Annotated in this window: 21 protein-coding genes and 1 pseudogene; 13 read left to right on the forward strand and 9 right to left on the reverse strand. The window is 63.7% G+C overall.

The window, feature by feature from the left end; all coding sequences use genetic code 11:
* Nucleotides 1-146: 146 nt before the first annotated feature.
* Nucleotides 147-1043, forward strand: coding sequence for an EamA family transporter RarD (rarD, locus tag HV770_RS23645; RefSeq protein WP_175163534.1), 897 nt, complete (start codon nucleotides 147-149; stop codon nucleotides 1041-1043).
* 44 nt (nucleotides 1044-1087) lie between these two features.
* On the opposite strand, the pseudogene HV770_RS23650 reads toward rarD, so the two are convergent.
* The 6 genes and pseudogenes from HV770_RS23650 to HV770_RS23675 form a co-directional block, all read right to left on the reverse strand.
* Nucleotides 1088-1315 (reverse strand): annotated as a pseudogene (locus HV770_RS23650) (Mpo1-like protein); the annotation flags it as partial.
* A 5-nt stretch (nucleotides 1316-1320) separates the two neighbouring features.
* Complete coding sequence (locus HV770_RS23655) at nucleotides 1321-1662, reverse strand: hypothetical protein (protein ID WP_175163536.1); 342 nt, start codon at nucleotides 1660-1662, stop codon at nucleotides 1321-1323.
* 243 nt (nucleotides 1663-1905) lie between these two features.
* Nucleotides 1906-2277: a hypothetical protein gene (locus tag HV770_RS23660; protein ID WP_175163538.1), complete on the reverse strand. Its 372-nt coding sequence runs from the start codon at nucleotides 2275-2277 to the stop codon at nucleotides 1906-1908.
* A 212-nt stretch (nucleotides 2278-2489) separates the two neighbouring features.
* Complete coding sequence (locus tag HV770_RS23665; protein ID WP_121319620.1) at nucleotides 2490-2750, reverse strand: hypothetical protein; 261 nt, start codon at nucleotides 2748-2750, stop codon at nucleotides 2490-2492.
* On the reverse strand, nucleotides 2743-3492 hold the full coding sequence (locus HV770_RS23670; RefSeq protein WP_175163540.1) for a DNA/RNA non-specific endonuclease: 750 nt from the start codon (nucleotides 3490-3492) through the stop codon (nucleotides 2743-2745). Before HV770_RS23670 ends, HV770_RS23665 begins: the two co-directional genes overlap by 8 nt.
* A gap of 305 nt (nucleotides 3493-3797) precedes the next feature.
* Nucleotides 3798-4157 carry a DUF3564 domain-containing protein gene (locus HV770_RS23675; RefSeq protein ID WP_168663238.1) on the reverse strand — a complete coding sequence of 120 codons (360 nt, stop codon included), beginning with the start codon at nucleotides 4155-4157 and terminating at the stop codon, nucleotides 3798-3800.
* Nucleotides 4158-4318: 161 nt separating this feature from the next.
* Between HV770_RS23675 and HV770_RS23680 the strand changes: the two genes are divergently transcribed.
* Nucleotides 4319-4999 carry a DUF4410 domain-containing protein gene (locus tag HV770_RS23680; RefSeq protein ID WP_175163542.1) on the forward strand — a complete coding sequence of 227 codons (681 nt, stop codon included), beginning with the start codon at nucleotides 4319-4321 and terminating at the stop codon, nucleotides 4997-4999.
* A 51-nt stretch (nucleotides 5000-5050) separates the two neighbouring features.
* Here HV770_RS23680 and HV770_RS23685 read toward each other — a convergent pair whose 3' ends face one another.
* On the reverse strand, nucleotides 5051-6757 hold the full coding sequence (locus tag HV770_RS23685) for an acid phosphatase (protein ID WP_175163543.1): 1707 nt from the start codon (nucleotides 6755-6757) through the stop codon (nucleotides 5051-5053).
* Between the two features lie 99 nt (nucleotides 6758-6856).
* Entirely contained in the window at nucleotides 6857-7144 is a 288-nt protein-coding gene (locus HV770_RS23690; RefSeq protein WP_175163545.1) for a hypothetical protein, read from the reverse strand.
* A gap of 223 nt (nucleotides 7145-7367) precedes the next feature.
* On the opposite strand from HV770_RS23690, the gene HV770_RS23695 reads away from it, so the two are divergent.
* Entirely contained in the window at nucleotides 7368-8342 is a 975-nt protein-coding gene (locus HV770_RS23695; RefSeq protein ID WP_175163547.1) for an IclR family transcriptional regulator, read from the forward strand.
* Between the two features lie 98 nt (nucleotides 8343-8440).
* On the opposite strand, the gene HV770_RS23700 is transcribed toward HV770_RS23695, so the two are convergent.
* Nucleotides 8441-9514 carry a porin gene (locus HV770_RS23700; RefSeq protein WP_175163549.1) on the reverse strand — a complete coding sequence of 358 codons (1074 nt, stop codon included), beginning with the start codon at nucleotides 9512-9514 and terminating at the stop codon, nucleotides 8441-8443.
* Nucleotides 9515-9949: 435 nt separating this feature from the next.
* Here HV770_RS23700 and HV770_RS23705 point away from each other — a divergent pair, with 435 nt between their 5' ends.
* The 10 genes from HV770_RS23705 to HV770_RS23750 are packed head-to-tail and all read left to right on the forward strand — an operon-like array spanning nucleotide 9950 to nucleotide 18148.
* Complete coding sequence (locus HV770_RS23705) at nucleotides 9950-10264, forward strand: non-heme iron oxygenase ferredoxin subunit (protein ID WP_175163551.1); 315 nt, start codon at nucleotides 9950-9952, stop codon at nucleotides 10262-10264.
* A gap of 1 nt (nucleotide 10265) precedes the next feature.
* Entirely contained in the window at nucleotides 10266-10577 is a 312-nt protein-coding gene (locus HV770_RS23710) for a recombinase-like helix-turn-helix domain-containing protein (protein WP_168664132.1), read from the forward strand.
* Between the two features lie 49 nt (nucleotides 10578-10626).
* Nucleotides 10627-11721, forward strand: a complete 1095-nt coding sequence (locus HV770_RS23715) for an aromatic ring-hydroxylating dioxygenase subunit alpha (RefSeq protein WP_175163554.1) — start codon at nucleotides 10627-10629, stop codon at nucleotides 11719-11721.
* Entirely contained in the window at nucleotides 11714-12481 is a 768-nt protein-coding gene (locus tag HV770_RS23720; protein ID WP_175163556.1) for an SDR family oxidoreductase, read from the forward strand. Before HV770_RS23715 ends, HV770_RS23720 begins: the two co-directional genes overlap by 8 nt.
* Nucleotides 12482-12507: 26 nt before the next feature.
* Nucleotides 12508-13035: a cupin domain-containing protein gene (locus tag HV770_RS23725; protein WP_175163558.1), complete on the forward strand. Its 528-nt coding sequence runs from the start codon at nucleotides 12508-12510 to the stop codon at nucleotides 13033-13035.
* A 39-nt stretch (nucleotides 13036-13074) separates the two neighbouring features.
* The gene (locus HV770_RS23730; protein ID WP_175163560.1) at nucleotides 13075-13977 is read left to right on the forward strand and encodes an alpha/beta fold hydrolase; all 903 of its coding nucleotides are present in this window, start codon (nucleotides 13075-13077) and stop codon (nucleotides 13975-13977) included.
* Entirely contained in the window at nucleotides 13978-14865 is an 888-nt protein-coding gene (locus HV770_RS23735; protein ID WP_175163562.1) for an IclR family transcriptional regulator, read from the forward strand.
* Entirely contained in the window at nucleotides 14862-15674 is an 813-nt protein-coding gene (locus HV770_RS23740; RefSeq protein ID WP_175163564.1) for an SDR family oxidoreductase, read from the forward strand. Before HV770_RS23735 ends, HV770_RS23740 begins: the two co-directional genes overlap by 4 nt.
* Nucleotides 15667-17325 carry a thiamine pyrophosphate-binding protein gene (locus HV770_RS23745; protein WP_175163566.1) on the forward strand — a complete coding sequence of 553 codons (1659 nt, stop codon included), beginning with the start codon at nucleotides 15667-15669 and terminating at the stop codon, nucleotides 17323-17325. The genes HV770_RS23740 and HV770_RS23745 overlap by 8 nt, the downstream gene beginning before the upstream one ends.
* Nucleotides 17318-18148 carry an aspartate dehydrogenase gene (locus HV770_RS23750; protein ID WP_175163568.1) on the forward strand — a complete coding sequence of 277 codons (831 nt, stop codon included), beginning with the start codon at nucleotides 17318-17320 and terminating at the stop codon, nucleotides 18146-18148. Before HV770_RS23745 ends, HV770_RS23750 begins: the two co-directional genes overlap by 8 nt.
* Nucleotides 18149-18152 lie beyond the last annotated feature (4 nt).

Raw genomic sequence — 18152 nt, forward strand, 5'->3', positions numbered from 1 at the left:
CCGATGTGCAATGCCCGCGTGTGAGACCTTATTGCAATGACAACAACGAACACCGCGCAAGCGGATGCTGCGCTGCAAACCGCTCCGCCTGAATCCACCTCATATGCCGACGCGTTTGCCGCAGCGTTGACGCCATGAGCCGCGCGATGAACCAGTATGACCCAAAGCGCGGTATTGCGTTGTCGGTCGGCGCATCCGCGATGTTCGCCTTGCTGTCCGCTTATGCAACGCTGCTCACGCCGCTGAACGGCCTCGACATCTTTGCATGGCGTGTCGTATGGACGGTGCCGGGTGCGCTGCTGCTGGTCGCGTTGCGCAAACGCTTGCCCATTCTCCGACGACTTCTTTACCGGATGGTGACCGAACCGAAGCTCTGCGCCGCGATGATCGCGAGCGCGGCGCTGCTCGGCGCGCAACTGTGGTTGTTTCTATGGGCGCCGCTGCATGGGCGGATGCTCGAAGTGTCGCTCGGCTATTTCCTGCTGCCGCTAACTATGGTGCTGGTGGGGCGCTTCTACTATCACGAGCGCCTCGACGCGTTGCAATGGCTCGCCATGCTCTGCGCGGCAGTGGGCGTCGGCCACGAACTGTGGGCGACGGGCGCGTTTTCGTGGCCGACGTTGCTGGTCGCGCTCGGCTATCCGCCGTACTTCGCGCTGCGCCGCAAAATCAACGAGGATTCGCTGGCGATGTTCACCGTCGAAATGGCGCTGCTGCTGCCGGTGGCGATCGTGTGCATCGTCAGTGGCGGTTCGCTGACGACGATCGCCGGCCGCGTCGACATGTGGTGCCTTCTGTTGCCGGGCCTCGGCGCGTTGAGCACGATTGCGCTGGCTTCGTATCTGAAGGCGAGCCGCTTATTGCCGGTCGCGTTGTTCGGCATCCTCGGTTATGTGGAACCGGTGTTGCTGGTGCTGGTGTCGATCACGCTGCTCGGTGAAACACTCAGCGCCGCGCAACTGGCGACTTATATTCCGATTTGGATCGCCGTGGCGTTGACGGCATTGCATGGTGCCCGTCTCGTCCGGCTCGCGCCGAATTGAACGGCGCGGACACCGACATCCGACGCGCACGGCGGCCCGGGCGCTCAGCGCGGCGCCGCTGGCCGCTTCGCATTGGTGCGCATCGGACCGACTTGCGCGTCGATCGCTTCGCGCAGATCGGGCCGCCAGCCGAAGCCGAACATGGCTTCCGCAAGAACGAACAGCGGTCCGATGAGCAGGCCGATCACATCGTCGACGAAGGCCGGCTTGCGATGTTCATACGCGACATGGCCGATGAACTGGAACACCCAGCCGATCACGAAAAGCCCAATGCAACCTAATTTGAAACCATCGGGTTGCGGCGGCGCTTCATCGGGCCGATCAACGCGGCGGGGAGCGTCGAGATCAGCGTATGCAAGGTGAAGTCGAAGTCTTCGTACGCGATGTCGAGTTGCACGCGCACTTCGTCGCGCACGGCTTCCGTGCTGACGACATAGACGCCGAGCGGCGAGTGAAGCAGCGCGCGAAGTTGGGTGCCCGCCAGATCGTGCGGCGAATGCGGCAGCGTCACCTGCAAGAGGGCGCGTGCCGGAGGAAACGGGATGATGTTGCTGTGTTGAACCGGCGGCTTGTCGAGCGACTGCGTGGCCAAGCTGTCGATGGATTGCGTAAGGGCCATGTGATGTGGCGTTCGTTGACGCCATGGGTTGATCAAGACAGTTCGAGATTAGACTTCCGCAAGTAAACGCGGTGCAAAAATTGGCGCATTCGCTGAAAAGATCATGGGGGCGCGCGGCACACCCCGCCACGTAATCGCGCAGAAAAAAAAGGCGAGTCATGCGACTCGCCCTCCCTGAATGGCACAGTTCGGCTTCGATCAGTTACCCATGCATGGCCGGTGCGTGCCTGAACCGATCACGTGTTATTGCGTCGTTGTCGTGTCGGCTTGTGCGCCATCGGCTTTTGCCGGGGCATTGCTGGCCTCTTTCGCGCTCCCCGTATTGGCTTTTGCGCCGCTGGTTTTGGCGGCGGTTTTCTTGACGGTTTTATGTGCTTTGGCCGTGTGCGTGGCGGAAGTCTTTTTCACCGATGCCTTCGTCGTAGCCTTGGCGGGCGCTTTCGCCGTGGCGCCGCCTTCGTCCGTTGCGCCGGTCTGCACGGCGGTGCTCGCCTTCAGATTCGCTTGACCGGCGGGCTGCATTTGCGCGGGTTGCGTGCTGGACGGCGCGGCCGTTTGAGCGAACGCGGTCGACACGAGCAGAGCGGAAGCGAGAGCGGCGAAAAGCGTCTTCATGATGTGACTCCTCATTGAACCGGTGGATTCTTGTGTCGCGGCTGAATGATTTCAGCGCTGCCGGTTTAACGTTGGCGGGACGACAGACGTTGACGCCGCTCTGGTGACAAAACGTAACCGCCGAAACATATCGGGGTACTAAATCAACGGCGGTGCGTAGAGCATCCCCGCCTTCGCGTCACGTGCGTTTCGCTAGAGCCAAACCTGAGGCATCATTGAAACGGATTCTCGACGACACCCGGCTTCGCATCCGGCTCGTCCTTCACCTTCGCCGGCAGATTGGTTTGCGCCTGCAAGCTGGCGACGATCGCATCCACCGCTTCCTTCAATGCAAGCGCCGCCTTCAGTCCGCGCTGATCCTGCGTCAGTTCCAGCGTGCCGTTCAGCACGACGCGCGTGGTGCCGTTGCTCAACGTGAGCGCGTCGCCCTGAATGTTGAGTACGTCGTCATCGTTCGAATAGGGTTTAAACACCTCTGAGTCCTCCCGGTCGCTGGTCCTTGACGTTTTCCGGAATGCCCGGAAAACGGATGCCCGATGCTGCTTCGAGTTCGTGAATCGTCCGGATGTCGTAACGATTGGTCGAGACATTGTCCACCACCACCGCGAACGCCAGCTGCCGCGAAGGCACGTAGACGACCTTGAACAACTGCGTCGGCACGAACACGCGCGTTGCGCCGATGGTCTGCAACTGCTGGCCGTTGAAGATCGGCCCGGTGACCACGTAGGTATCGTCGTACGACACCGCGATCTTGCGCACCGACGTTTCGATGCGCGCCCATAGCCGTTGGTTGTTCTCGCGATTCTGCGGCACGATGTTGGCGAGCGAGAACGATTGTGCCATCGCCTGCTGATTCCAGCGATTGCCCGCCGGACTCATATGACCACGATCAAAACCGCTGCGTTTGTAGTCCGCGAGCGTTGCGCCTTCGCCGTCGGGCAAACGTGCATCTTCGAAGAACTTGTTGGTGCGCACCATGTCTTTCGCGGCTTCGATATGATCGCGCGTCAGATGCTCGGCAGACCAGAGCGGGCCATGCGTGATGCCCGAATGCAGAACCGCGAAATCGCTATAGCAGAGCATGCGCGTTTTCGGCGCCATGTTCTGATTGGTCAGAACGGGCCATTGCGCATTCGGTGTGAACTGGGAACAGGACGGCGCTGCGCTCGCGTGAGCGGCAACGGTGAACAACAGACAGGCGAACCACTTCTTCATGTGTCAGTCAGTCGAGGGATCGGGGGCGCAAGTATAGCGTTGCGCGCCTTTATCCGGCGACAGGACATGCAGGGCAAGTGGGAGAAAGAAGAGAGATCGCGCGGGCAAAAAAAACGGGCCGCTTTGCAGCGACCCTAATGCGTGGACTTTCGACTCTACGCACGCATGCTTAAGGCCGCCTTAACTGCGCGCGACGCAGAATCGAAGTAGGTGACATGGCGCACGAACACCCGCGCGCACGAGCGAACGCGCCCGTGAACGGAACTTTCGACCGACATAGTCGGCTCTTGAAAAGACGCTAAAACTTAATTACCGAACACGCTGTTTTCGGCGCGAACCGTTTGACGGTCTACGGCTTGCAGGCGCCAGAAACCGCTGGTCGGCGCGCGGGTCGGCAAGCCAGTCCAGGCGGCGGCGCCCTGCGCCGCGCTCACGCGTTGCTTGCGGTCCACATGCAAGCCTCGCAGCGTACACAACGGTGCGTCCGTGCGGGGCGCACAGAGCGTCGTTACGCCGTCTTCGTCGTGCAATTCGCCCCAAGGGGGCAGGTCGATCCCTTGATGCGCTTCTCTCGACCACCGGTGTTCGTCGGTGTCGAGCCATAGCACAGCGTAATCGTGGCTGACGGTGGGATCGGAACCGTTGATCAGGATGGTCAGTCGCATGGCAGGTTCCGTACAAATTGCGAAGTGATGCTCTATTAGTCTATGCGGTGATGCGCGTTATGCAAGGCAAACGGTATGAGGTTCGGATACGAAAAAACGCACGCCCGCTGCGCGCGGCGGTACGATAGCCGACGTCACGATGACGTTCGCGGAGGCGCGCCATGCTGCGTCGGTTTCTGCAATTTGCGATGGTGGCGGCATGCCTGAGCGTGGCGACTCCGCTCAGTGTGACGGCAGCGGACAGCGTGCCGTTCGCCGCCCCCGCGCCGGTCGTCTATGTGTCGAACTTCGATCTGGACGTGGCGAACATCGCACCGGATAGCGGGCCGGGACAACGCGTGCGCCGGCTGCGCGGTTTGCTGCCGGCAGGGCCCGGGCCGCAGGGCCAGAGCAAGAATCCGCAAGAGCACGCCGCGCAAATCGTGAACGAGATGGCGGACGCGTTGACGGAAGATCTGCAAAAGGGTGGCGTCGATGCCCGCCGCATCGCGCCGGGGCAACCGTCGCCGGCTGCCGGTTGGCAAGTGCGTGGTGTCTTTCTAAGCGTCGACGACGGCAATCGCTTGCAACGCGCGATGGTGGGCTTCGGCGCGGGTCAGAACGATATCCAGGTGGCGGTGTCATGCGACAGCCTGGGCGCGGCCGATCTACCGCCGCTGTATCAGGCGGTCGAGGAAGCCGGCAGCAAGAGCATGCCGGGCGCGGCGATCAAATTGAATCCGTATGTGATCGCGGCCAAATTCGTGATGGCGAGCGGCGACGAGAAGAAGACGATCAGGAAAACTGCGCAGGAGATTGCAGACGCGGTGCTCGTGAAGCTGCACGCCGCGACGACGCAGTAAGGCGCGTGCGTCGTCGCTGCCGGACAATCCGGGTTCGCCAGCCCAACGCCTTTAAGCCAGATCCAGCGACGCCGTCAGATCCCCGAGCGGTGCAAGCCCATTGCTCGCGAACGCCCGGTCGCGGGCACGCACGCCGGCGAGCGGCGGCAACCCATGCACACGGCTGATGAAGCGAAGAATCGAGTTGGTGTCGTACACCGTGTGGTCGACGTACCCCTTCTTTGCCAGCGGCGAAATCACCAGCGCCGGAATCCGCGACCCCGGACCCCAGCGGTCGCCCTGCGGCGGCGCCACTGGGTCCCACCAGCCGCCGTTTTCATCGACAGTGACGAGCACGACCGTATTCGCCCATTGCGGGCCGCGCTGGATATGCTCGATCAGCGTCGCGATGTGACGGTCGCCCGATTCGACGTCGGCATAGCCCGCGTGCATATTCAGATCGCCCTGCGGCTTGTAGAACGTGACGGTGGGCAAGCGCCCCGCATCGATATCGGCGATCAGCCGGTTCGTCGACGCGTCGTTGCCGAGGCCGCCGTCGCGCAGATGCCTGCGCCGCGCCGCCGTGCCCGGCGCGTAATTGGCGAAGTAGTTGAACGGCTGGTGGTGATACTGGAAGTCGGGCACCGCGCCGGTATCCTGGTGCTCCAAAGCGTATTGCCACGCGCCGCTGTACCACGCCCAATCGACGCCTTTTTTCGTCAGCCGGTCGCCGATCGTCGCGTAGTTTTGCGGTTGCAGCACGCGCGGATTCATGAGGTCCGAGAGCGCTGGGTCGCCGCCTTCCGGCGCCCGCACGTTGCTCGGCTGATACGGCGGCGCCATCGTGTTGACCGCGTAACCGTCGGCGGTGAAGGCGCCGTCGTTGACGAATTTCGGCGGACCGTCGAGCGCGGACGCGGGCGAGTCCGCCGCCATCTTCAGGCGCGTGCCGGTCGGATCGTCGCCTTCCACCACCGACACCAGTTTTTTCGCCGGGCTGTTGTGGATGTCGGGATAGAACGGTGCCTGCGCCGAGATCAGAAAGATATGGTTCAGCCAGGAGCCGCCGAAAGCGGCCATGAAGAAGTTGTCGCACAGCGTGTATTGCTGTGCGAGATTCCACAGACGCAGCGAGTCGGCGGAATTGCGGTAATGCCCCATGACGAGTCCGCCGGAATCGCCCCACGCGGCGAACTGGTTGTTGCGGCCGGCGTTGATCTGCATCTGGTTCTGATAGAAGCGATGCACCAGATCGCGTGTGATCACGCCGGTCGGCAGCGGCGCGCCGTGCGCATCGGCGATGCGGAAAGGGCGGTTGTGCAGATGGTCCAGATCGTTCTGGCCGATCATGAAGCGCCGGCCGTCCACTTCCTGCGCTTGCGGCACGAGCCCGCCCCAGATCGGGGGCAAGTGGGGCAACGGCGTTTTGCCGTCGCGGTCGAGTTGCAGATAGCGCTCGGCGCTCACCGCGTCGAGCGGATGCTGGACGCCGGGGAAGTTGCCGTACAGATTCGCGAAGCTGCGATTCTCCGCATAGATCACCACGATGTGTTTGACCTGATCGTGCAGCGCGGCGTCGAGGCGCAAGTCCGCCGCGCTGCGCGGTGCGCCGTCGCTCGCCGTGAGCTGATCGGTCTTGCAGCCCGTCAGCGCGAGGCCGAGGCCGACCGCCGCGAGCCCGGTAAGGACGCGGCGGCGGTCGGGATCGTCGGGGGTGTCGGCGGGGTTGTGAGCCGTGTTGTCGGCGTGTGGCGGCAGGCTGGAATCGTGGTCGGTCATCGGTGAGTTCCGAAGTGAGCGTGACGGACGCATAACCGCCGCTCGGGGCGGCGCGCGTCACCGGTTTGCGGATTGGAAGGAGGCGGGTGGCCTCGCGGGCTAAGGCAGTCGACGCTTCACGCGCCAACTATTGTGCGTTGCATCGACGGCGAGCAGCAGCCAATGCCGTGCATCCACGGGATGACGCCGTTGCGTTGCATAGCGGTCGACGTTCAACTCAAGCTCGTCATGCGCGCGCCGGCGACACGTGGCGTGCGCGCCCGAGCCGTCCGCGAATTCGACGATCGCAGCGGCCGCTCCGGCCGGCGCGGGCAGATGCGCGATGCTGACTGCGCAGCCTGGATAAAGATGCGAGTCGGCAACCTGGATCTGAATGGAATCAGACATGATCATGGCCTCCATACGCTTGGGCGGAGCGAGAGCGCCGCAGTGATGCTCAGCGCAATGGACCGGATCAAAGAATAGCACCGCGTAGCCGTTCCGCAATGGGTCATGGCGACGATAGTCGCGTCGCATCAAACCAGCGGCCGCCGCTCGTTAATGAGCGCCGCACGCTTCGCGCTATCATGCTGATCTGACCATGATGAACAGCATAAAACGGCAGCCCAAGATGGCAAAAGAAGAGCAGACAGGAGTGGGACGCAAACTCACGAAGCCGCGTAGCGCGACAGCGTCGTCATCGAGGGACGATGCAGCGTTGCCGCAGACGGACGCCGTCGCCGCTTCCACCGATCCCTCCGACGAAGAGAGCGCCGGCGGATCGACCTATCTGGTGCCGGGCCTCGAGCGGGGCCTGCGCATTCTCGCTGAATTCAGCGCGCGCGAGCCGGTGCTCGGCGCGCCGGAACTGTCCAAGCGTATCGGCATTCCGCGCACCACCACCTTCCGCTTGTTGCAGACGCTCGAAGCGCTCGGCTTTCTCGAGCGCGTCAACGGCGACCGCTATTTCCGCCTGAGCGTCGGGGTGCTGAGGCTCGGTTTCGAATATCTGAGTTCGCTCGAACTGACCGACGTCGGCACGCCGATTCTCGAACGTCTGCGCGACGTCACCGGTCTGAGCACGCACCTGCTGATTCGCGATCAGCGCGATGTCGTGTTCGTCGCCAAAGCGCAAACCCATGCGCCAATGTTCAGCTCGGTGAAGGTCCACGTCGGTACCCGTTTGCCGGCGCATGCGACGGTGCACGGCCAGGTGCTGATGGGCGATTTGAGTTTCGAGGAATTGCGGCAGCTGTATCCCGAGCCGCAACTCGAACGATTCACCGAACGCACGCCGGCTACCGTCGAAGAGTTGTATGGACGCGTGCGGGAAAGCGCGGCGCTCGGTTATGCGCTGAGCGAGGCGTCGTTCGAGCGGGGCATTTCGGTGGTGAGCGCGCCGGTACGCGATCAGAGCGGCAAGATCGTGGCCGCGTTGACCGTCACGATTCCACGCTCGGATATTGGTGAAGCCGAAGAGCGCGAACCGCTCGTCATCGCCGTTTGCCAGGCGGCGCTCGAACTGTCCGAGCGTCTCAGCTATCGTCCCCGGCCGGATGATCCGACGGCGGCCCACGCGCGCCGCAAGCAGGTCGCGGCAAGTTGAGTCAGCGCTGACGTTGCCGTCAGCGCTGGTTGGCAATGCCGGTTGCGCGTGCAGCCGGACTGCGCAGTTCACGTCACCCTCACCCTCCGTTGGGCAGTTCAGAACGAATGATGGATGCCGGTCAGAACAATCGTCTGGTTCCGTCCGCTCGACACACCCGCAGTGAAGAACGCGGCGTTGGTGTCCGAACCCGCGCGCTGATACAGCGCATTCACGTACACTTGCGTCGCCTTCGACAGCGCATAGATATCGCCGATCATGAACTGCGTCCAGCGATGCCCGGCCAATGTCGTCGTCGCGGCGCCGCCGGCTACGGTGTTGAACGGCGTGAACTGGTAATTCGCGCCCGCGTCGTAGCTCTGATACGTGTCCGAATGTCCCGCCGATTCCAGCTTCACACGCGTATACAACGCGTGCACCAGCAGCTTGCCGAACTGGTACGACGCGCCCGCGCCCATGTTCTGAACCTTGTCGGCGACGTAGTTGGCGGCGGGCACGCCCTGGAACGTGGTGATGCCGGTGGTGACGATCGACGGCGTACGGTCGTGTTCGTTCGAATACGACGCGCCCGCCTTGAACGGACCGTTTGCATAACTAAGAGCAAAGCTCATCGTCCGGCCGGTGGCGAAATTGGTCGTGTTGCCCAGACCCATCATCGCACCGACGGAAAAGCCGCCGAAAGTCGCTGAACGGAATTTCACCGAGTTGTCGAACGGCACCACGCCGGTGTCGGCGAGCGAGTCGATGTTGCCCGGATGGAACGCATACCAGCTCGCGGCCAGATAGGCGGTGCTCAGCGGACCAAGCACGTCAAAGCTGAACGGCGTCTGATGGCCGAAGGTGAGCGCGCCGATCTTGTCCGAACTCAAGCCGACGAACGCCTGGCGATTGAACAGCGTGCCCGATTTAGCGAACGCGCCAGTGTTCGTGTAGAAGCCGTTTTCAAGCTGGAAGATCGCCTTCAAACCGCCACCCAGATCTTCCACGCCTTTGAGGCCCCAGCGGTCGGGCTGCATGTTGCCCTGTTCCATCATCCACTTGGAATGACCTCCCACATTGCTGACGTACGCGATACCGGCATCCAGGCTGCCGTATAGCGTCACGCTGCTCTGCGCCCATGCGCTTGTGGTCGCGCAGATTGCCGTCAAGCCGGCTGCAATGATGTGCTTCACCGTTGGTTCTCCTGATCACACGACGCCGGCTTGCGCCGCATGCGTCGTCCCTGATCCTTGCTTTGGGTTGAATGCAGTTGCGGGTTTATGCGCGAAAACTGCTCCGCTTTTGTTTCACCTATGGGCGTTTGTATCGCCTATGGAAATTATAGTGAGTCCAGAAGTGGTCAAAATAAATTTTCGGACCCGTACAAACCCGAGTCATGCGTCATGCGTTGCTCTGCGAATTCGACGAAAACTCAAGCCTGGTAAGACTTGGAGTCCGTTCGTGCGTCTCTCCCGGAGCGCTGCGAGCAGTGTCGTGGGCACCACAGTCGGTGTTTTCCCCTACGACTTCAGATTTTTATTTTTTCTCGCCGAAGCCGCTCCTATAATCTTCCATACACGAACTGATGTTCCTTATATGGAACGCAGAGCTCCCGGAGAAGGCAAAAAATGACTGATCAATGGCGCTGCGCCGGCCATGCCGGCGACCTGTCCGAAGACGCGCCGCTCGAGTTCAAGCTCGACGGCACCGAAATCGGCATCTACAAGGTGGGTGGCGAGCTTTACGCACTCGAAAATGTTTGCCCCCACGCATACGCATTGCTGACGCAAGGCTTTGTCGACGGCGACACCGTCGAGTGCCCGCTGCACGAGGCCGTGTTTCATATCCCCACCGGCAAGTGTCTGAAGGAGCCCGGCGGCCGCGACCTCAAGATGTATTCCGTACGTCTGGCAGGCGAAGAAATCCAGATCAAGGTGGCATGACATGCGTGAGGTAGCCGTGAACTTCAATCCGTTTCTGAAACCGTGGCTCGCACCGCAGCCGAACAACGTCGCCGGCAAGGGCGTGATCGAGAAGCCGGGCGAGACCGAAAACTTCATCTGGCAAACGCGCAAGGCCGAGCCGACCCAATACGAGAACGACTTCGGCGACGCGCTCGAAAAAGTCTTCGAAGCGGGCGCGATGGAGTTGCAGGAGGTCGTCGACGGTTTGAACCGCGTCGGCTTCCGCACGCCGGAAGGCACGGCGTGGGACGCGGAGCGTCTCGCCACCGAATTCCGTCTGCTCGCCGACTAAGCGCGCTTTCCCGAACACGTTTCATCGCATCCGTACCCGGAGTCTCTTCATGACGTCCCCCACGACAACTCAAGGCGCAGCCGACCCGATCCAGTCGTACCTCAACCAAGGCCTGCGCAACTACTGGTATCCGGTCGCGCCGAGCTGGCAAGTCGGCGACGCGCCGGTCGGCATCACGCGCCTCGGCGACCAGATCGTGCTGTGGCGCGACAAGGAAGGCAAAGTCCGCGCGCTCGAAGACCGCTGCCCGCATCGCGGCGCGCGTCTGTCGCTCGGCTGGAACCTCGGCGGCAGCGTCGCCTGCTGGTATCACGGCATCGAAGTCGACGGCAGCGGCACCGTGCAGCGCGTGCCGGCCGTGTCGGCCTGTCCGCTGGAAGGCCAGAAGTGCGTGAAGTCGTACCCAGTCGAAGAGCACGCCGGCGCGATCTTTCTGTGGTTCGGCGACGACGCGCATAAGGAACCCGCGCCGCTCACGCTGCCGGAAGAACTGGTCGGCGAGGAGTACGCGAGCTTTCTGTGCACGTCGCACTGGAAGTGCAACTACCAGTACGCGATCGACAACGTGATGGACCCGATGCACGGCGCCTATCTGCATGCGACATCGCACTCGATGGCCGAAGGCGACAAGCAGGCCGACATGCGCGTGCGCAAGACCGAAACCGGTCTGATGTTCGAGAAGGTCGGCCAGCGCGACGTGAATTTCGACTGGGTGGAACTCGGCGAAACCGGCACCCTGTGGATGCGCCTCGCGATTCCGTACAAGAAGAAGTTCGGCCCGGGCGGCAGCTTCGGGATCATCGGCTTCGCCGTACCCGTCGACGAAGACAACTGCCAGGTCTATTTCTGGCGTACCCGCAAGGTGCAAGGCTGGCAGCGCGACGCATGGCGCTTCCTGTACCGCAACCGTCTGGAAGGTCTGCATTGGGCCGTGCTCGAGCAAGACCGCTACGTGCTCGAAAGCATGGCGCCGAACGCGCGTGACCACGAGTTCCTCTATCAGCACGACGTCGGCATGACGCGTGTGCGCCGCATGCTGCGTCAGCGCGCGCAACAGCACTTCGCCGACCTCGACGCGCATCGCGCTCGACTGGCGGCAGCCGCGCCGGCCGCGACGCAAGCAGCAGGCCACAGCCATGCATAACGACGCACACGCAGCGCTCAATGGCCGGCGCGTCCTCGTGACGGGCGGCGCGCGCGGTCTCGGCGCGGCGTTTGTCCGTGCGCTGGTGCAAGCCGGCGCGCAAGTGGTATTCGGCGACGTGCTGCGCGACGAAGGCGCGGCGCTCGCGGAGTCGCTGCGCGGGCGAGGCCATGCGGCGACCTACCTGCCGCTCGATCTCGCCAACCCCGTCAGCATCGAACAGTTCGCGCAGGAAGGCGCGGCGCAACTCGGCGGCATCGATGCGCTGATCAACAACGCGGCGATCACCAACTCCGGCGGCAAGTTTGCCGACGAACTGTCGGTCCAGACGTGGGACGCCGTGATGAACGTCAACGTGCGCGGCACCTGGCTGATGAGCATCGCCGCGCTGCCGTATCTGCGCGACTCGCGCCGCGGCAGCATCGTCAACATCGCGTCGGACACGGCGATGTGGGGCGCGCCGAAGCTGCTCGCGTACGTCGCGAGCAAAGGCGCGGTGATTTCGATGACGCGCTCGCTGGCGCGCGAATTCGGCGCTCATCAGGTGATCGTCAACGCCATCGCGCCGGGGCTCACCGAAGTCGAGGCCACCGCGTACGTGCCCGCCGAGCGTCACGAGTACTACCTGCAAGGCCGCGCGCTCACGCGTGCGCAAGTGCCCGACGACGTAACCGGGCCTGTGCTGTTCCTGTTGTCCGACGCCGCGCGCTTCGTGACCGGCCAGTTGCTGCCGGTGAACGGCGGCTTCGTGATGAATTGATCTTGTCGAATCGAAAGGAGAAAGAAATGGCGGACGCCGATATCGAACGCAAATCGTGGGACCAATCCGCGGACGCGAGCTTCGCACAATGGCTGGACAGCCGCGTCGCGCGCCTGGAAACGCGTCGTTACGACTGGGACGCGCTGAAGTTCCAGGCCGACTACGACCCGAAGTATCGCCGCGCGCAAATGCGCTATGTCGGCACGGGCGGCACGGGCGTCGCGAAGGACATGAACACGGTGCCGGCAGGCGGCTTCACGTTCTCGACGATGGTGATCCCGGCCGGCAACGTCGGCCCGAGCCATATTCATATGGATGTCGAAGAAATTTTCTTCGTGCTGCGCGGCAAGATGAAAGTGATCTGCGAGAAAGACGGTGAAACGTGGGAAGCGGTGCTCGGCGAGCGTGATCTGATCTCGGTGCCGCCGGGCGTCTACCGCACGGAAATTAACGTCGGCGAAGAAGACGCGCTGATGTGCGTGATGCTCGGCTCGCCGAAACCGATCACGCCGACGTATCCGCCGGATTCGCCGCTCGCCAGGCTCAAGCGCTAAGCCTGCCGCATCGTTGTGAAAACACCCGCGAAGGAAATCATGTCCGCAGTCCCGTCCGTTACCGCCGATCAGCACGCCACGCTCGAAGCACGCCTTGCGCGCTTTCCGGCGCAGCAGGTCTTGCTGGGCTCGCAAGGCGTGCTGAGCTATCGCGAAGGCGGTAGCGCCGACAGCAGCGCTAACAGCGAGGCGCTGCCGCTCGTGCTGCTGCACGGTATCGGTTCAGGCGCCGCATCGTGGGTGCAGCAGTTCGACGTACCTGGCGCGAGCCGCCGTATGCTGGCATGGGACGCGCCGGGTTATGGCGCGTCCACCCCGGTTGCGGCGGCTTCGCCCGTTGCCGACGATTACGCCATGGTACTGAAGGGCTGGCTCGACGCGCTCGGCATTCAACGCTGCGTGCTGGTTGGACATTCGCTCGGCGCAATCATCGCCGGTGCGTTTGCTGCGGCTCATCCGCAGCGCGTGGCCGGTCTGCTGCTGCTGTCGCCGGCGGGCGGTTACGGCGCGGCATCGGCCGAGGTGCGCGAAACGAAACGCGATCAACGCCTCGCCATGCTGAACGAACTCGGCCCGCAAGGTCTCGCCGAAAAACGCAGCGGCAATATGCTGTCCGCACACGCAAATGACGCAGCCCGTGCATGGGTGCGCTGGAACATGTCGCGCGTGATTGCGCACGGCTACGCGCAAGCTACCCATCTACTCGCCAATGCCGATCTCGCGAGCGACCTCGCGCGCTTCGAAGGCCGCGTCAACGTCGCGGTCGGCGCCGACGACACCATCACCCCGCCCGCAGCCTGCGAGCGAATCGCTCTCGCTGCGGGCACCAAATTGCAGGTCGTGCCGCGCGCGGGACACGCCGGCTATATCGAAGCACCCGCCGCGTACACCGCGATCATCGACACGTTCTGCCGCGCGAGCGGCGCACAACGGAGCCAATGAATGACGCCCGACACACTCAACGCCGAGCGCGACGCGGACGACGAGCGCAGCGAGACCGGTAGCGATTCCGGCTATCGCGTGCCGGGTCTGGAACGCGGTCTGAAGATTCTGACTGAGTTCTCGCCGCGCGAGCCCGTTCTCGGCGCGCCGGAATTGTCCCGGCGCCTGAAGATTCCTCGCACGACGGTGTTCCGTCTGCTGCAAACACTCGAATCGCTCGGCTTTCTCGAACGCGCCGACAAGGACCGCAACTATCGCCTCGGCGTCGCGGTGCTGCGGCTCGGCTTCGAATATCTGAGTTCGCTCGAATTGACCGACCTCGGCCTGCCGATCATCGAAGCATTGCGCACCGAAACCGGTCTGACGAGCCATATCGTGATTCGTGACGGACGCGATGTCGTGTTCGTCGCCAAGGCGCAGAGCCATGCGCCGATTTTCAGTTCGGTGAAGGTCAACGTCGGCACCCGCCTGCCCGCCTATGCGACTACGCACGGCCAGGTGTTGATGGGCGATATGACGCTCGACGATCTGAAGAAGCTCTACCCGGAGCCGGAACTCGAACGCTTCACCAAGCAAACGCCCGCCACCGTCGAAGACCTGTACGAACGGATTCTCGACGACGCGCGGCGCGGTTTCGCGCTCAGCGAGTCGTCGTTCGAGCGCGGGATTTCGGTGGTCAGCGCGCCGGTGCGCAACGACACGGGCCGCATCGTCGCGGTCATCACGACGACGATTCCGCGCCACGAGATCGACGCGTCGCTGCTCGACAGCGGTTTGATCGAGAAGGTCCGCCGCGCGGCCGACGAACTTTCGCAGCGGCTCAACTATCGGCCGAAGAACGGCCCGAACGCGGGCAGCAAATACATGAAGGCACTGGGACTCCGATGATTCAAATCGACTTGACCGGGCAGGTGGCGGTGGTGACGGGCGGCTCGTCCGGCATCGGCCTCGCGAGCGCCGAGCTGTTTCTGCGGGCGGGCGCTTCGGTCGCGATCTGCGGGCGCGACACCGAGCGTCTCGCGCAGGCGCAAGCCGCGCTGAAGGCGCAGTTTCCCGACGCGCAACTGCTGGCGCAAAGCTGCGACGTGCTGAACGCCGACGACGTCAACGCGTTCGCGCAAGCCGTACAGCAACGCTTTGGCCGCACCGACATGCTGGTGAACAACGCAGGCCAGGGCCGCGTGTCGAAGTTCGCCGACACCACCGACGACGCCTGGCGCGAAGAACTCGACCTGAAGTACTTCAGCGTGATCCGCCCGACCCGCGCGTTCCTGCCGATGCTGCGCGATGCGGCCGAGGGCGGCGCGGGCAACGCGACCGTGGTTTGCGTGAACTCGCTGCTCGCGCTGCAGCCCGAGCCGCACATGGTGGCGACCTCGTCGGCGCGTGCAGGGGTGCAGAACCTGATCAAGTCGCTCGCGGTGGAACTCGCACCGCAGCACATCCGCGTCAATTCGATTCTGATCGGCATCGTCGAATCGGGTCAGTGGCGCCGCCGTTATGCGAAGGAAGCGCAGCCGGGCCAGAGCTGGGAAGACTGGACCGCTGAACTGGCGCGCAAGAAAAACATTCCGCTAGGCCGCTTCGGTCGCCCCGACGAAGCCGCCCAAGCACTCTTTTACCTGGCTACGACGCTGTCGTCCTATACGACGGGCAGTCACATCGATGTTTCTGGAGGCGTTGCACGACATGTCTAACAAAACCACCGTCGGCGAACTGATCGCCGCTTTCCTCGAGCAATGCGGCGTTCAAACCGCATTCGGCGTGATCTCGATCCACAACATGCCGATCCTCGACGCGATTCATAACCGCGGCAAGATCCGTTATGTCGGCGCGCGCGGCGAAGCCGGTGCGGTGAACATGGCCGACGGCCTCGCGCGCGTTTCCGGCGGCCTCGGCGTCGCATTCACCAGCACCGGCACCGCAGCGGGCAACGCCGCGGGCGCGATGGTCGAAGCATTGACCGCGGGCACCGCGCTGCTGCATGTCACGGGCCAGATCGAAACCGAGTATCTGGACCAGGATCTCGCGTACATCCACGAAGCGCCGGACCAACTGTCGATGCTGTCGTCGATCTCGAAGGCCGCGTATCGCGTGCGCTCGGTCGAAACCGCGCTGCCGACCATCCGTGAAGCCGTGCGCGTGGCGCAAACGGCGCCGAGCGGCCCGGTCAGCGTCGAGATTCCGATCGACATTCAGGCCGCCGAAATCGAATGGCCCGCCGATCTGGCCGCGCCGCACGTCACGACGCTCACGCATTGCAGCCAGCGCGTCGCGCAACTCGCGGAGCAACTGGTCAAGGCGAAGCGCCCGCTGCTATGGCTGGGCGGCGGCACGCGTCATGCGACGAAAGCGGTCGAACGTCTGGTCGCGCTGGGCTTCGGCGTCGTCACCAGCGTGCAGGGCCGTGGCGTGCTGCCCGAAGATCATCCGGCGACGCTGGGCGCGTTCAACGTGCATGCGGCGGTCGAGAGCTTCTACAGGACTTGCGACGCATTGGTCGTGGTCGGTTCGCGTCTGCGTGGCAATGAAACGCTGAAGTACAAGCTCGCGCTGCCGCAACCGCTGTATCGCATCGACGCCGACGCGCTCGCCGACAACCGCGGCTACCGCAACGAGATGTTCATTCACGGCGATGCGTCGGCGGTTCTCGAAGAACTCGCGACGCTGCTCGAAGGCCGCCTGAAGGTCGATCCGAAGTTCGCGCAGGATCTGGCCGCCGCGCGTGAGCGCGCAGTCGCCGACGTGGGCAAGGGCCTCGGCCCGTACAAGCGCCTCGTCGACGCGCTGCAGAAGGCGGTGGGCCGCGACTACAACTGGGTGCGCGACGTCACGATCTCGAACAGCACGTGGGGCAACCGCATGCTGAAGATCTTCTCGCCGCGTGCGGGCGTGCACGCGCTCGGCGGCGGCATCGGTCAGGGCATGCAGATGGGCATCGGCGCGGCGCTCGCGGGCAATGCCGCGAAGACGGTATGCCTCGTTGGCGATGGCGGCCTGATGGTCAACGTCGGCGAACTCGCGACGGCCGTGCAGGAAAACGCCAACGTGATGATCGTGCTGATGAACGATCAGTGCTACGGCGTGATTCGCAACATTCAGGACGCGCAATACGGCGGCCGTCGCTGCTACGTCGATCTGCATCAGCCGGATTTCGCGCAGTTCTGCGAGAGCCTGAAGCTCACGCACTACCGCATCACCTCGCTCGACCAGGCCGACGCGATCATCCGCGAAGGCATCGCGAAGACCGGCCCGGTGCTGGTGGAAGTGGACATGCTCTCGGTCGGCTCGTTCGCGACCGCGTTCGCGGGCCCGCCGGTCAAGGAACAGGAGCCCGAACATGCATGAGTCGGGCTACGCGGGCCATCACGCACCCGTCGACGTCGCGATGATCGGCTTCGGCGCGATCGGCCAGGCGGTGTACCGCGCGGTCGCCGCCGATCCGATGGTGCGGGTGTCGCACGTGATCGTGCCGGAGCGTCACATGGCGTCAGTGCGCGAAGTGGTGGGCGCGTCGGTGGATGTGGTGACGTCGGTTTCCGCATTGAGCAGCCAGCCGCATTTCGCGCTGGAATGCGCGGGCCATAGCGCGCTGGTCGATCACGTGGTGCCGTTGCTCAAAGCCGGTACGGATTGCGCGGTGGCGTCGATCGGCGCGTTGTCCGACATGATGCTGCTCGACGCGTTGTCCGCCGCCGCCGATGAAGGCGACGCGACGCTGACGCTGTTGTCCGGTGCGATTGGCGGTGTGGACGCGCTGGCCGCGGCCAAGCTCGGCGGTCTCGACGAAGTGCTGTACACAGGCCGCAAGCCGCCGACCGGCTGGCTCGGCACGCCGGCCGAACAGGTGTGCGATCTGCATACGCTGAACGAAGAGCGGGTGATCTTCGAAGGCAGCGCGCGCGAGGCCGCGCGGCTCTATCCGAAGAACGCCAACGTCGCCGCAACGATCGCACTGGCCGGCCTCGGTCTGGACCACACCACGGTCCGGCTGATCGCCGATCCGAACGTGACGCGCAACGTGCATCGTATCGTGGCGCGCGGCGCATTCGGCGAGATGTCGCTGGAAATGTGCGGCAAGCCGTTGCCGGATAACCCCAAGACGTCCGCATTGACCGCGTACAGCGCGATGCGCGCGCTGCGCAATCGCGCGGCCCGCTGCGTGATTTGAGACC

This window comes from Paraburkholderia fynbosensis (assembly GCF_902859935.1).
GTDB lineage: Bacteria > Pseudomonadota > Gammaproteobacteria > Burkholderiales > Burkholderiaceae > Paraburkholderia > Paraburkholderia fynbosensis.